This is a genomic window from Streptomyces sp. NPDC079020 (assembly GCF_044542225.1).
GTDB lineage: Bacteria > Actinomycetota > Actinomycetes > Streptomycetales > Streptomycetaceae > Streptomyces.
This window is the reverse complement of record NZ_JBITUB010000001.1, coordinates 72,422-85,582: the sequence shown is the minus strand read 5'-3', so window position 1 is coordinate 85,582 and position 13,161 is coordinate 72,422. Positions and strand designations below refer to the sequence as shown.

Here is a 13,161-nt window from a genome sequence, read left to right as displayed (position 1 = left end):
CGTGTCCTCAGCCCCCCTTGCCGCCCGGCTCACCCAGGTCGCCGGGCCGCTCTTCTTCCCCGTCACCGCGTACGGGCCCGACGGCACCGTCGACCTCGACACCTTCCGCACGCATGTGCGCCGGGGCATCGATGCCGGTGCCGCGGCGGTCTTCGCCTGCTGCGGCACGGGCGAGTTCCACGCGCTGACCCAGGAGGAGTTCCGCCTCGTCGTCGCCGCCGCGGTCGAGGAGACCGCGGGCCGGGTCCCCGTCGTCGCGGGCGCCGGATACGGCACGGCACTCGCGGTCCAGTACGCGAAGCTGGCCGAGGAGGCGGGGGCCGACGGGCTCCTCGCCATGCCCCCGTACCTCGTCGTCGCCGACCAGGAGGGGCTGCTGAAGCACTACGCGGCCCTCGCCGCGGCCACCTCCCTGGAGACGATCGTCTACCAGCGCGACAACGCGGTCTTCACCCCGCAGACCGTCGTCGCCCTCGCCCAGACGCCCGGGGTCGTCGGGCTCAAGGACGGCTACGGCGACCTCGACCTGATGCAGCGCATCGTCAGCGCCGTACGCACCCAGCTGCCCGGCGGGGACTTCCTGTACTTCAACGGGCTGCCCACCGCCGAGCTGACCGGCCCGGCCTACCGGGGCATCGGCGTCACGCTCTACTCCTCCGCCGTCTTCGCCTTCGCCCCGGACATCGCCCTCGCCTTCTACCGGGCCCTGGAAGCCGGAGACGACGGCCTGGTCAACGCCCTGCTCGACCGCTTCTACCGGCCCCTGGTCGAACTGCGCGCCCAGGGCCGCGGATACGCCGTCTCCCTGGTCAAGGCGGCCGTCCGGCTCCAGGGCCTGGACGTCGGCGGGGTACGCACCCCGCTCACCGAGCCGACCGCCGCCCACGTCAAGGACCTGGCCGGGATCATCGCGAGCGGCCGCGCGCTGCTGGAGGAGTACGCGGACGGGGAGCGGGCGTGAGGGCCTCCGCCTTCCTCTACCCGTGGGACGTCATCGGGGACCCGGACGCCCCCGCGCGGATCGCGGACCTCGGCGTCCAGCAGGTGACGCTGGCCTCCGCCTACCACTCCACCCGGGCCCTCACCCCGCGCCATCCGGTACGCAGGATCGTCACCGCCCAGCACGCCGCGGTGCTCTACCCGCCCGACGCGAACCGCTGGGCGGGGCGCGAACCGGCGCCCTACGCGCAGACCTGGGTGGACCGGGACGACCCGTACGGCGACGCGGCGCACGCCCTGGCCGAGGCCGGTCTCGACGTGCACAGCTGGGTCGTCCTCGCGCACAACTCCCGTCTGGGCGCGGAGTATCCGCACCACAGCGTCGTCAACGCCTACGGCGACCGCTACCCCTGGGCGCCGTGCATCGCCCAGCCCGCGGTCCGCGGCTACCTCGTCGGCCTGGCGGAGGAGGCCGCCGCCCGGCCCGGGACGAGCGGCACCGAACTGGAGTCCTGCGGCTGGTACGGCTTCGCCCATCTGCACGCCCACGACAAGGTCACGGGCGTCGGTCTGGGGGACGCGGCGCAGTACCTGATGTCCCTGTGCTTCTGCGCCTCCTGCCGGGACGGCTACGCCGCGCAGGGCCTGGACGCCGCCGAACTGGGGGCCGCCGTGCGCCGCGCCCTGGCCCCCGGCTGGGCCGGTTCCGGCTCCACCGAAGCCGGCTGGTCCGGCGTCGAGAAGCTCCTGGGCCCCGGCCTCGCCGACGCCACCCTCCGATGGCGGACCTCGGCCGCCCGCACGCTCCAGGAGGCCGCGGTCGCCGCGGTGCGGGCGGCGGCCGGACCGGGCTTCCAGGTCCTGCTGCACGCCGACCCCGCCCCCTATCGCTCGGGGGCCAACGCCGGAGTGGAGGTGGAGCACATCCTCGGTGTGGCGGACGGTGTGGTGCTGCCGTGCACCGGTGGTGACGCGGCGCGCGAGGCGGTGCTCGGGCCGTTCGCGGGGCGGTCCGCGGTGCTCGCCGCCAACTTCGGCGTGGTGACCGGGATGGGCGGCAGCCCCGGCACGCTGGAGCGGGACGCGGCCCACGCCGCGTCCCTCGGCGCGAACCAGCTGCGCCTGTACCACGCCGGGCTGGCCTCCGACCCGGACCTCAGAGCCGTCGCCGAAGCGCTGTCGCGCATCGGGTGATGACGGGAACGGACCGGTGGGGGCGCCCGTCAGCCTCCCCCGCCGGTCCGTGCCGGCCGCCGTTCCCCCCGGCCGCCCCGGACCGCCGGCACCGCCACGAACAGTCCCATCACGCCCGTCAGCGCCAGCAGCACGCGGGTGTCCAGCACCGCGACGAGCCCCGCGCCGAGCGCCAGCGCCAGCGCGTTGGGCGCCATCATCAGCGAGTTGGCCGTCGCCGCCGTCCGGCCGAGCACCGCGTCCGGTGTCTCCCGCTGCACGGCCGTCATCGCCGCGATCAGGACACACGGCAGCCCGAACCCGATCGCGACGGCGCTCACCGCGGCCACGGCGTCGTACGGCAGCGCACGCGCCCCAACGGCGACCGCGAACAGCGCGATCCCGGCCCCCGCGAACACCCGCTCGCCCAGCCGCCGCAGCAGGGGTCCGGCCAGCAGCCCGACCGCCACCGAACCGGCGCCCTGCGCCGCGTACAGCAGTCCGGTGTACGCGGGGGAGCGGCCGAGCACGTCATCGACGTAGGCGTAGGCCGCGGCCCCGTTCAGCCCGGCGAGCAGCATCGTCGCGGCTCCGGCGCACACCAGGGGCCGCAGGACCGGTGATTCCCGCAACTGGCGGGCTCCCTCGGTCAGTTCCCTCCACCGCGACTCCTTCCCGGCCCCGCTCCGCAGGGGCTCCCGCGCCTCCTCCCGTACCGGCAGCCGCGCGAAGATCAGCGCGGCCAGGACGAAGGTCGCCGCGTCCAGCACCGCCACCGTCCCGCCGCCGAACCGCGCGTACAGCCCCGCGCCGGCGAGCGGGGCGAGCAGCTTCATCCCCTCGTTGGCGCTCATCCGCAGCCCGTTGAGGTCGGCCAGCAGTCCCGGGTCCACCGAGCGTGCGACCAGGGCCGCCTCCGCCGCGTCCACGAGCACCCCGCTCACCCCGTAGAGCACCAGGACCACGAAGACCAGCCAGATCCGCCCGGCCGAACCGACCAGCAACAGCGTCAGCAGCAGGCCCGCCATCGCCGCGTTCACCCGGACCAGCAGCGGCTTGCCCGGCAGCCGGTCGGCGACCGCGCCGAGCGCCGGAGCGATGAGCACCGGCGCCCACATCGCGAACACCGTCAGCGCGGCGAGGGAGTCGGACCCGGTGAGCGACTTGACCCAGATCCCGGCCGTGAGCCACATCGCCGAGGTCCCGAAACCGGAGACGACCACCCCCGCCAGATACCGCCCCGCCGTCCGGTCCCGGAGCACCCTGCCCGCCGCTGACCCCGCCATCGCACCCCACCGTGCCTTCCTGACCCGCGCGTCCGTCACAGGGCCAGGCTCGTGACTGAGGAGGGCGGACGGCATCGGGCAGATGCCCTAGCGGCGGGTCCGGCCATGCCCGACAGCCGCGCGCCCGCTACCCCTGGAGCGCCGCCTTCATCATCTTCTGGGCGATCGGCGCCGCCAGCCCGTTGCCGCTGACCTCCGAGCGGGAGGCGTCGGAGCTCTCGATCACCACGGCGACCGCCACCTCCTTGCCGGAGGAACGGTCCTTCGCGTACGAGGTGAACCAGGCGTACGGGGTGTTGCTGTTGTCCACACCGTTCTGCGCGGTGCCCGTCTTGCCGCCGACCTCGGCCCCGGCGATACGGGCGTTCGTGCCGGTGCCCTCCTCGACGACGGTGACCATCGCGCTGCGCACCTGCTCGGCCGTCCGTTCGGAGACGACCCGCTTCGTGTCGCCGTCCTCGAACTCCTCCAGCGTCCCGCCGTCCGCGTCCACGACCTGGGAGACCATGTGCGGGGCGGCCAGCTCTCCGCCGTTGGCGAGGGTGGCCGAGACCATGGCCATCTGCAGCGGGGTCGCGGTGACCTCGAACTGGCCGATGCCCGTCAGCGCCGTCTGCGCCTTGTCCATGCCGGTCGGGTAGACGCTCGTCGAGGCCCGCACCGGGACGTCCAGCTTCTCGGTGTCGAAGCCGAAGCCGTCCGCCATCGCCTTGACCTTCTCCTGGCCGAGGTCGGCGGCCACCTTCGCGAACACGTTGTTGCAGGAGTACTGGAGCGCGGTGCGCAGGGTGGCGTTCTCGCACGGGGCGGTCGCGCTCTCGTTGCGCAGCACCGTCGAGGTGCCCGGCAGCGTGTACGGGTCGGGGCTGTCCGTGGGCTCGTCGACCGAGCCGTAGAGCCCGTCCTCCAGCGCCGCCGCCGCCACGACCAGCTTGAAGGTGGAGCCGGGCGCCAGCGGCTGCCGCAGCGCCCGGTTGACCTGCGGCTTGTCCTTGTCGGCGAGGAGCTGCTCCCAGGCCTCGCCGTCCGCCGTCCCGCTGATCTTCGACGGGTCGTACGAGGGGGTGGAGACCATGCCCAGGATCCGCCCGGTCTCCGGGTCGATGGCCACGGCCGCGCCCTTGTCGTCGCCCAGCGCCTCGTAGGCCGCCTTCTGGACGTCCGGGTCGATGGTCGTCAGCACATTGCCGGGTGCGCTCTGCTCGCCGGTGAGCACGGCGGCCGGTTTCTTCAGCCGGTCGTCCGTGCCGTCGAGGACATCGCTGTAGATGCCTTCGAGCTGGGTGGACCCGTACGCCTGCGAGCCGTAGCCGGTGACCGCCGCGTACAGCTCGCCCTGTGTGTAGGTGCGTTTGTACTGAAGATCGCCGCCCGTCGTCCTCTCCGATCCGGTGACCGGGGAACCGGCCACGATGATGTTCCCGAGCGGCTGCGCGTACTGCGCGATGACCTTCCGCCGGTTGTGCTCGTTGTCTGCGAGCGCCTCGGCCTGGTACGCCTGCAGCCAGGTCGCCCGCACCAGCAGGGCGAGAACCATCAGCAGACAGAAGACCGAAGCGCGCCTGATTGTCTTGTTCATCCCGTTGGAGGGACGAGCGGGGCCGCTCCGGGCGTTCCCGGGCGGATCCCTTCTCACCGTTTTCTCAGGCGCCCCGGCCGTGCCCCGTCAGGTCTCCGGCCGGGGGTCCGGAGGCTCCGGCCGAGCGTTCGGAGCCTCCGGCCGAGGGTTCAGAGCCTTCGGGTCGCGAGCGTGAGCCGGTCGCGGGCGTCGAACAGGGCGTCCTTGACCATCTGCTCGTGCGCGGGCGTGAGCCGCGCGACCGGGACCGAGCAGCTGATCGCGTCGCGCGCCGGCGTCCGGTAGGGGATCGCGATGCCGAAGCAGCGCAGGCCGAGCGTGTTCTCCTCACGGTCCACGGCGTACCCCTGCTCGCGGATGAGGTGCAGTTCCTCGATCAGCTTCTCGCGGTCCGTGAGGGTGTGCTCGGTCAGCGCGGGCAGTGTCTCGGGCAGCATCTTGCGGACCTGCTCGTCACTGTGGGTGGCCAGCAGTGCCTTGCCGAGCGAGGTGGAGTGGGCGGGCAGCCGGCGGCCGACCCGGGTGAAGGGGCGCAGATAGTGCTGGGACTGCCGGGTGGCGAGGTACACCACGTTCGTCCCGTCCAGACGGGCCAGGTGGATGGTCTCCGTGGTGTCGTCGGAGAGACGGTCCAGGGTGGGGCGGGCGGCGGCCACGACCTCGTCGCCGTCGATGTACGACGTACCGACGAGCAGGGCGCGCACCCCGATGCCGTACCGGGTGCCCGTCGCGTCGGTCTCCACCCAGCCGAGCTCCACCAGCGTGCGCAGCAGCATGTAGAGGCTGGACTTGGGGTAGCCGACTGCCTCCTGCACGGCGGCGAGCGAGTGCATACCGGGGCGCCCCGCGAAGTATTCGAGCAGTTCCACCGTCCGCACCGCGGACTTGACCTGTGCTCCACCAGACTCGGCAACTGCCATCGTCCCTACGCCCCTTCCAGCCCATCACGCCAAAATCCTGCGACTTCTTGCCAACGCGGAAGCCCGGAAATAGAGTCCCCGTACATTCACGATCAGGAACGCTGTTCAGAATACCGAACAACGCCGTGATGCGTGGCAGCGGACCGGGAAGGAAACACGGTGGCAGCAGCACCAGTCTGGAGCGTCGACCCCCGAACCGGGAACCCGCGTGAGCAGGTTGCGGTGGAGGCTACAGCCGAGGATGTCGACCGTGCGGTCGCGGCGGCCCACGCCGTACGGGACGCGCTCGCCGACCGCACCGTACGTGCCGCGTTCCTGCGCACCGCCGCGGACCTGCTCGCCGAGGACGGGGAGCGGATCATCGAGGCCGCGGACGCGGAGACCGCGCTCGGACCGGTCCGGCTCACCGGAGAACTCGCCCGCACCGCAGCGCAGCTGAGGGCGTTCGCGGAGGTCGTCGACGAGGGTGCCTACCTCGGTATCCACATCGACCACGAGGACGGCACCAGGACCCCGCCCTGGCCCGACCTGCGCCGCTACAGAATCCCCCTGGGGGTGGTCGCCGTCTACGCGGCCGGCAACTTCCCGCTCGCCTTCTCCGTTCCCGGCGGCGACACCGCGAGCGCGCTCGCGGCCGGCTGCCCGGTCGTCGTCAAGGCGCACCCCGGCCACCCGGCGACCTCCGAGCTGTGCGCCTCCGTGCTCCGCCGCGCCGCCGCCCGGGTCGGACTGCCCGAGGAGGTGCTCACCCTGGTGCACGGCTTCGGGGCGGGCGTCGAGCTGATCAAGCACCCGCTGGTGAGCGCGGCGGGCTTCACCGGCTCCGTGCGCGGCGGACGGGCCCTGTTCGACGCGGCCGCGGCCCGGCCCGCCCCGATCCCCTTCCACGGCGAGCTCGGCTCCCTCAACCCCGTCGTCGTCACCGAGGCGGCCGCCGCCGAGCGCGGTGAGCGGATCGGCGCCGGGCTCGGCGGCTCGATGACCATGGGCGCCGGGCAGTTCTGCACGAAGCCCGGCTTCGTCCTGGCCCCCGCGGACGAGGCCGGTGACCGGCTGCTGAAGGCCCTCGCCGAGACCGTCGGCGCCGCCGGCGCCGGAGTGATGCTCGACCACCGGATCCGCGACGCGTTCCTCGCCGGCGTCCGGGAGCGGGCCGCGCTCGCGGACGTGGAAGCCCCCGTCATCCCCGGCGCGGGCGGCGAACACGCCGTGTGCGCGGGCTTCCTGACCGTCCCGGCCGCACGGCTCACCGCCGAGGGCCCGCACGACGCGCTCCTGGAGGAGTGCTTCGGTCCGGTCACCGTCGTGGCGCGGTACGCGTCCGAGGACGAGCTCACCGCGGTGCTCTCCCGGCTCCCGGGCAACCTGACCGCCACCCTCCAGATCTCCGCCGAGGAGGCCGCGGGCGGCGCGGCCGCACTGCTCGCCGCCCTCGCACCGCTCGCCGGGCGCGTCCTGGTCAACGGCTGGCCGACCGGCGTCGCCGTCGCACCGGCCCAGCACCACGGCGGCCCCTACCCGGCCTCGACCTCCACGTCCACCTCCGTGGGCGCCACCGCCATCGAGCGCTGGCTGCGCCCGGTCAGCTACCAGGGCACTCCGGAGGCCCTGCTGCCGCCGGAGCTGCGGGAGGACAACCCGCTGGGTCTGCCGCGCCGCGTGGACGGACGACGGGCATGACGATGAACATCCCCGAACTCCCCTTTCCGCTCGTGCCGTTCGGCCCGGACGGCGACTGGTCCTACGCGGACGGGGTGCTGAGCGGCCGGGCCGGTGCACGCCAGGACCGCTTCGTGCCCCCGGGCGGCGATGTGCTCGACTCCGCCGCCGACGCGCCGCGCCTGCTGGCAGCCGTTCCGGACGGGGACTTCCAGCTCAGCGCCCGGGTGCGGGTCGGCTTCCTGGCCGCCTTCGACGCCGGGGTGCTCTATCTGCACGTCGGTGAACGGGAATGGGCGAAGCTCTGCCTGGAGCTCTCCCCGGGGACGCCGGCCATCTGCACCGTCGTCACCCGTGGGCACTCCGACGACGCCAACTCCTTCGTCGTGGACGGGGACACCTTCTGGCTGCGGCTCAGCCGCACGGGCGGCGCCTTCGCCTTCCACGCCTCGGCCGACGGCGAGAGCTGGACCTTCGTCCGCGTCTTCACCCTCGGCAGCCCCCAGGAGCGGGCGTCCGCGCTCGCCGGATTCCTGGTGCAGTCGCCCACCGGAGAGGGCTGCGGCGCGGTCTTCGACCGGATCGGCTTCCGGGCCGAGGGGCTGAAGGACCCGCGCGACGGCAGCTGAGGCGCCGCCCGCCCGCACACACCCACGGAGCCGGCCGCCCCGCCCGCTCCCCCGACCGCCCCGGCCCCGCTCACCACATGAGCGGGGCCGGGGCGGTTCACCGGGTTCCGGACCCTCGCCCGCCGCCCCGTGATCCGCGGCATGTCCGGCCCGCGGTGCCGTTGCGACGGCCCGATGGGGACGCCCGCTCACCGGTCCGGCAGGATTTCCCCTCCCGCCTCCTTCCGGTACCGGTACCGGCACCGGCCCTGTTCGTCCCACCTCACAGATGCGAGCACCAGCATGTCCGTACGTTCCGCGATGACGACCTGGCTCACGCGCCGCTACCTCGCCCGCCTCAGTTCCCAGGGCACCTCCCTCGATCTCTCGAAGCTGCCCGACGCCGCGCTGCTGCCGCTGCGCCGCGACGGCCTCGATCCCGTGCCGGAGATCGGCGCGCTGCGCGACCGTGAGCCGGTCAGCCGGCTGCCGGTCCCCGGAATGACGGTGTGGCTGGTCTCCGGATACGAGGAGGCCAAGCAGGTCCTCGGCGATGCCCGCGCCTTCAGCAACGACTTCGCCCACCTCGTCGGCCGCACCGGTGTCGTGGAGAACCACCAGCCGGGCGGCCTGGGCTTCTGCGACCCGCCGGACCACACCCGCCTGCGGCGCCTGCTCACCCCCGAGTTCACGATGCGCCGCCTGGGCCGTCTCACCCCTCGTATCCACGCGATCGTCGAGGACAGCCTGGACGGACTGGCCAAGGCGGCCGACGCCGAGGGCCGGGTCGATCTCGTCGAGCACTTCGCGCTTCCGGTCCCGGCCCTGGTCATCTGCGAACTGCTCGGCGTCCCCTATGCGGAGCGGCAGGCGTTCCAGCGGTTCTCGGTGGCACGCTTCGATGTGCTCGGCGGCGTCGGCGCCTCGTTCGGGGCCATCTCCCGGTCCCGGGACTATCTCCGCGGCGTGGTCGAGCAGCAGCGGCGCTGTCCCGGGGACGGCCTGCTCGGCATGCTCGTCCGCGAACACGGCGACAGCGTCACCGACGAGGAACTCACCGGTCTCGCCGACGGCGTCCTCACCGGCGGCCTGGAAACGACCGCGAGCATGCTCGCCCTCGGCACGCTGATCATGCTCCAGGACCGCGAGCACTTCACCGCGCTCCGCGACGCCGAGGACCCGGCCGCCGTGGTGGCCCCCTTCGTCGACGAACTCCTGCGCCATCTCACAGTGGTCCAGACGGCCTTTCCGCGCTTCGCCCGTGAGGACCTGGAAGTCGGCGGCGTCCGCATATCCGGCGGCGACATCGTCATTGTCTCGCTCAGCGCCGCCGACCGCGACCCGCGTCTGGGCCCCGCGATGGACTCCTTCGACCCGTCGCGCCCGCCCCCTTCCTCCCACCTGGCCTTCGGTCACGGCATCCACCGCTGTATCGGAGCGGAACTGGGCAGGATGGAACTCCGGGCGGCCTTCCCCGCACTCGTGTCCCACTTCCCCCGCATGAGCCTCGCCGTGCCACCCGCGGAACTGGAGTTCCGGAAGCTGTCGATCGTGTACGGAGTGGACGCGCTGCCGGTGTACCTGGACTGATGGGCCGTCAACAGGGCGTCGGTGCCTGGTCCGTGTGACGGGGACGCAACCGTGACCGGGGCCCTGAGCGTCCTTGTCCTCATGATCAGAACAGCGACCCCCACCGACCTGGATGCGATAGTCCGCCTGCACACCGAGGCGCGTGCCACCTACTACCAGGGCCACCTGCCGGTGGAGGAGTACGCGGGCGAGGCCGAGGTCTCGCGCAGCCGCGAGGGCTGGTCCGGCGCCATCGACCGTCCCGGGGCCGCGGTCCTGTGCGCCGAGCGGGACGGTGCGCTGGCAGGGGTCGCGGCCTATTCCGTACGCGACGGAGTCATGTGTCTCACGCAGCTCCATGTCGCACCGTCCCAGTGGCGAACGGGCATCGGCACCGCCCTGCACACCACCTGCACCGACGCGTGGCGGCGCACCGGCGTGCGGACCGCCCTGCTGGAGGTCTTCGCGCCCAACGTCAGGGCCCAGTCCTTCTACGCCCACCACGGCTGGATCGAGGACCCGGACACCCCGCGCGCCGGGAGCCATCTCGTCCTGCGTCTCACCCTCGGGAATCAGTAGGTCCGCTTCGGCGTTCGACGTGGGTGCGGGGGTGTCCTCCGTACTGCCCGAGAGCCTGGAGAGAAGAAGAGTCATGCGCGTCGAGATCTGGAGCGACATCGCCTGCCCGTGGTGCTACATCGGCAAGGCCCGGTTCGAGAAGGGCCTGGCGGAGTTCGCCCACCGGGACGAGGTCGAGGTGGTGCACCGTTCCTTCGAGCTCGACCCGGGCCGGCCCAAGGGGGACACCGAGCCGGTGATCGACATGCTGGCGCAGAAGTACGGCCGTACCCGCGAGGAGGCCGTGTCCATGGAGGCCAATGTGGCGGCCAACGCGCACGCCGAGGGGCTCGGCTACCGCACCGAGGGGCGCGACCACGGCAATACCTTCGACATCCACCGGCTGCTGCACCTGGCCAAGGCCCGGGGCCGCCAGGACGAGCTGCTGACCCTCGCCTACCGGGCGAACTTCGCCGAGGAGCGCTCGGTCTTCGACGACGAGGTGCTCGTCCGGCTCGCCGTCGAGGCCGGGCTCGACGCGGCCGAGGCCCGCGCGGTGCTCGCCGACCCCGAGGCGTACGCGGACGACGTACGGGCCGATGAGCGCGAGGCGTCCGAACTGGGTGCCGGCGCCGTGCCGTTCTTCGTGCTCGACCGGCGCTACGGGATCTCCGGCGGCCAGCCGTCCGAGGTGTTCGTCAAGGCGCTGGAGCAGGCCTGGAAGGACCGTCCGGCCACCGCGCTGACGGCGATCGGCGCGGACGGGGCCGCCTGCGACGCGGACGGCGCCTGCGAGGTTCCGCAGGCCTGAGCGCGTCCAGTCATAAGAATTTCTTGGGTATACCCCTTGACTCTTCGTGATTGACTATGAGTTGAGGGGCCCCAGGCTTGGGGCACGGAGACCTCTTCGCTCAGCCTCGGCCAGGCGGCGGCCGCCGAGTTCGCGCCGGAGACCACGTATCTGAACAGCGCCAGTTGCGGGCTGCTGCCCCGCCGGACCGTCGAGGCCGTCAAGGCCCTCGCCGACGAGACCGCCGCCGGCGGGCGGGGCGGCGCGGGCAGCTTCGAGGCGGTGGAGGCCGCCCGCGCCGGGTTCGCCCGGCTGGTGGGCGTCGGCCCCGACCGGGTCGCCGGAAGCTCGGTCGCCGTCCATGCCGGGCTGATCGCGGCGTCCCTGCCGCCGGGCGCCGAAGTCCTGGCCCCGGAGGGGGAGTTCAGCTCGGTGGTCAGTCCGTTCGCGCTCCGCGGTGATCTGAGGATGCGTTACGTCCCGCTCGCGGACCTGACCGGAGCGGTACGGCCCGGGACCGCGCTCGTCGCCTTCTCGGTCGTGCAGTCCGCCGACGGCAGGGTCACCGGCCTGGACGCCGTCCGGGCGGCCGCCGCCGCGCACGGCGCCCGGACGCTGGCCGACGCCAGCCAGGCGGCGGGCTGGTTCCCGCTGGACGCCGGCGCGTACGACTGCACCGTCACGGGCGGCTTCAAATTCCTGCTCTGCCCCCGGGGCGCTTCGTTCCTCACGGTGACCGAGGAGGCGCAGTCGGCCCTGCCGCCCGTGTTCGCCGGCTGGGTGGCCGCGGAGGACCCCTGGAACAGCACGTACGGCCCGGTCGAGCGGCTGGCCGCCACCGCCCGCCGCTTCGACGAACCGCCCGCCTTCCTCGCCTGCCACGGGGCCGAGCACTCCCTCGCGCTGCTGGCGGAGATCGGTACCGACGCGCTGTACGCCCATGCCACCGGGCTCGCGGCCCGGTTCCGCGAGGGGCTGGCGGCCATCGGCCACAGTGCCGTTCCCGGTGAGTCGGCCATCGTCGCCGTGCCCGGCCTCGGCGGCCGCGAACCCGATCTGGCCGCGGCCGGGGTCATGGTCTCGGCGCGGGCGGGCAACCTCCGGGCGGCCTTCCACCTCTACAACACCGAGGCGGACGTGGCGCGCGCACCGGAGGTCCTGGGCTGACGCGGGGCGCGGCCCGGGGGTCAGGAGACTCCCGGGCATCCCTCGGTCTCCGCGCAGAGGTTCGACTCCACCGTGGACAGCAGCCGGGTCAGCTCCGCGCGCTCGGCGGGACCGAGGCCCGCGAGGGTGTGCTCCTCCAGGCTCGTCCACGCCTCCTCCACCGCGCTGCGCAGGGCACTGCTCCCGTCCGTGGCCTCGACCAGGACGGCCCGCCGGCCGGCCGGGTCGGGGCGGCGGCGTACATGCCCGGTCTGCTCCAGGCGCTGGAGCATCTTGGTGACCGTGGAGGGGTCGAGGTCCAGGGCCCGGATCAGCTCCGACTGCCGGACCGCGCCCGCGTCCCACAGGTGCATCATCAGGAATTCCTGGCCCGGGTAGAGGTCCAGCCCCCTGAGCAGCTTGCCCGCCGCGATCCGGTGCAGCCGGGAGATCCGTGAGACGGCATGGCTGAGCGGGCCGCCGCGCGCCGCGCTGGGCAGCGCGTCGGTACAGGGGCCGCCGTCGGCGCTTTTGGCGGTCTCCGTGGTCCCGGTGGCAGTTGTGGCAGCTGTGCTGTCCGTGGCGTGGGCGGCGGTCATCAGGGCTCCTCGGGGCGGGGCTGCGGAAGCCGCCTCAAGGCCGGCGGCCCGTACAACACCCCGGACCGCGCCACGTTCTACGGCGGCGGCGCCAAGGGCTACACCGACTACCCGGCGCTGGGCACCGTCTGAGGACCGGCCGCCCACGCCGGATCGCGGCGTACCGGTCCGGTGCGGGAGGAGCACCGTCGCCGGGGTCTCCTCCGCTCCTCCTCCCGGCAGGGCGGCCGACGTACGATCTTCGGCGGAGGGGACGGATGGAACAGCGGGTGCGCGTACACAGGGCCCGGCCGGGCGGCAGCGAGTTCCGGGTGATCCGGCCGGGGCCGGGGCGG

Annotated in this window: 13 protein-coding genes; 9 read left to right on the top strand and 4 right to left on the bottom strand. The window is 73.3% G+C overall.

The genetic code is table 11. The annotated features are described in order from the left end of the window. The first annotated feature begins 1 nt into the window (after position 1). Both ACIGJO_RS00430 and ACIGJO_RS00425 read left to right on the top strand, forming a co-directional pair. Positions 2-961, top strand: coding sequence for a 5-dehydro-4-deoxyglucarate dehydratase (locus ACIGJO_RS00430; RefSeq protein ID WP_399949817.1), 960 nt, complete (start codon positions 2-4; stop codon positions 959-961). Beyond that, a complete protein-coding gene (locus tag ACIGJO_RS00425; protein ID WP_399949814.1) occupies positions 958-2,133 on the top strand; it encodes a hypothetical protein in 1,176 nt (391 codons plus the stop codon). Before ACIGJO_RS00430 ends, ACIGJO_RS00425 begins: the two co-directional genes overlap by 4 nt. A 29-nt stretch (positions 2,134-2,162) precedes the next feature. Here ACIGJO_RS00425 and ACIGJO_RS00420 read toward each other — a convergent pair whose 3' ends face one another. The 3 genes from ACIGJO_RS00420 to ACIGJO_RS00410 form a co-directional block, all read right to left on the bottom strand. Then, positions 2,163-3,398 (bottom strand): MFS transporter, encoded by a 1,236-nt coding sequence (locus ACIGJO_RS00420; RefSeq protein ID WP_399949811.1) that lies wholly within the window; start codon positions 3,396-3,398, stop codon positions 2,163-2,165. A 127-nt stretch (positions 3,399-3,525) separates the two neighbouring features. Then, positions 3,526-4,977, bottom strand: coding sequence for a peptidoglycan D,D-transpeptidase FtsI family protein (locus tag ACIGJO_RS00415; protein WP_399949808.1), 1,452 nt, complete (start codon positions 4,975-4,977; stop codon positions 3,526-3,528). A 149-nt stretch (positions 4,978-5,126) separates the two neighbouring features. Beyond that, positions 5,127-5,897, bottom strand: a complete 771-nt coding sequence (locus ACIGJO_RS00410) for an IclR family transcriptional regulator (protein WP_399949805.1) — start codon at positions 5,895-5,897, stop codon at positions 5,127-5,129. 159 nt (positions 5,898-6,056) lie between these two features. Here ACIGJO_RS00410 and ACIGJO_RS00405 point away from each other — a divergent pair, with 159 nt between their 5' ends. The 6 genes from ACIGJO_RS00405 to ACIGJO_RS00380 all read left to right on the top strand — a co-directional run bounded on the left by ACIGJO_RS00405 (position 6,057) and on the right by ACIGJO_RS00380 (position 12,248). Continuing rightward, positions 6,057-7,577: an aldehyde dehydrogenase (NADP(+)) gene (locus ACIGJO_RS00405; RefSeq protein WP_399949801.1), complete on the top strand. Its 1,521-nt coding sequence runs from the start codon at positions 6,057-6,059 to the stop codon at positions 7,575-7,577. Positions 7,578-7,579: 2 nt separating this feature from the next. Beyond that, positions 7,580-8,185 carry a DUF1349 domain-containing protein gene (locus ACIGJO_RS00400; protein ID WP_399951643.1) on the top strand — a complete coding sequence of 202 codons (606 nt, stop codon included), beginning with the start codon at positions 7,580-7,582 and terminating at the stop codon, positions 8,183-8,185. Positions 8,186-8,467: 282 nt separating this feature from the next. Further along, positions 8,468-9,754 (top strand): cytochrome P450, encoded by a 1,287-nt coding sequence (locus tag ACIGJO_RS00395; protein WP_399949797.1) that lies wholly within the window; start codon positions 8,468-8,470, stop codon positions 9,752-9,754. A gap of 81 nt (positions 9,755-9,835) precedes the next feature. Next, complete coding sequence (locus ACIGJO_RS00390; RefSeq protein WP_399949794.1) at positions 9,836-10,312, top strand: GNAT family N-acetyltransferase; 477 nt, start codon at positions 9,836-9,838, stop codon at positions 10,310-10,312. Between the two features lie 73 nt (positions 10,313-10,385). Then, complete coding sequence (locus tag ACIGJO_RS00385) at positions 10,386-11,102, top strand: DsbA family oxidoreductase (protein WP_399949790.1); 717 nt, start codon at positions 10,386-10,388, stop codon at positions 11,100-11,102. 150 nt (positions 11,103-11,252) lie between these two features. Continuing rightward, positions 11,253-12,248, top strand: a complete 996-nt coding sequence (locus ACIGJO_RS00380; RefSeq protein WP_399951640.1) for an aminotransferase class V-fold PLP-dependent enzyme — start codon at positions 11,253-11,255, stop codon at positions 12,246-12,248. Positions 12,249-12,268: 20 nt separating this feature from the next. Here the strand turns inward: ACIGJO_RS00380 and ACIGJO_RS00375 are convergent, their stop codons facing one another. Then, positions 12,269-12,826 carry a MarR family winged helix-turn-helix transcriptional regulator gene (locus tag ACIGJO_RS00375; RefSeq protein ID WP_399949787.1) on the bottom strand — a complete coding sequence of 186 codons (558 nt, stop codon included), beginning with the start codon at positions 12,824-12,826 and terminating at the stop codon, positions 12,269-12,271. Between ACIGJO_RS00375 and ACIGJO_RS00370 the strand changes: the two genes are divergently transcribed. Further along, a complete protein-coding gene (locus ACIGJO_RS00370) occupies positions 12,812-12,958 on the top strand; it encodes a hypothetical protein (RefSeq protein WP_399951752.1) in 147 nt (48 codons plus the stop codon). The genes ACIGJO_RS00375 and ACIGJO_RS00370 overlap by 15 nt on opposite strands. Positions 12,959-13,161 lie beyond the last annotated feature (203 nt).

Coding starts and splice junctions, on each gene's coding strand:
- ACIGJO_RS00390 (WP_399949794.1), top strand. CDS start 9,836: ATGATCAGAACAGCGACCCCCACCGACCTGGATGCGATAGTCCGCCTG.
- ACIGJO_RS00415 (WP_399949808.1), bottom strand. CDS start 4,977: ATGAACAAGACAATCAGGCGCGCTTCGGTCTTCTGTCTGCTGATGGTT.
- ACIGJO_RS00375 (WP_399949787.1), bottom strand. CDS start 12,826: ATGACCGCCGCCCACGCCACGGACAGCACAGCTGCCACAACTGCCACC.
- ACIGJO_RS00400 (WP_399951643.1), top strand. CDS start 7,580: ATGAACATCCCCGAACTCCCCTTTCCGCTCGTGCCGTTCGGCCCGGAC.
- ACIGJO_RS00385 (WP_399949790.1), top strand. CDS start 10,386: ATGCGCGTCGAGATCTGGAGCGACATCGCCTGCCCGTGGTGCTACATC.
- ACIGJO_RS00420 (WP_399949811.1), bottom strand. CDS start 3,398: ATGGCGGGGTCAGCGGCGGGCAGGGTGCTCCGGGACCGGACGGCGGGG.
- ACIGJO_RS00395 (WP_399949797.1), top strand. CDS start 8,468: ATGTCCGTACGTTCCGCGATGACGACCTGGCTCACGCGCCGCTACCTC.
- ACIGJO_RS00410 (WP_399949805.1), bottom strand. CDS start 5,897: ATGGCAGTTGCCGAGTCTGGTGGAGCACAGGTCAAGTCCGCGGTGCGG.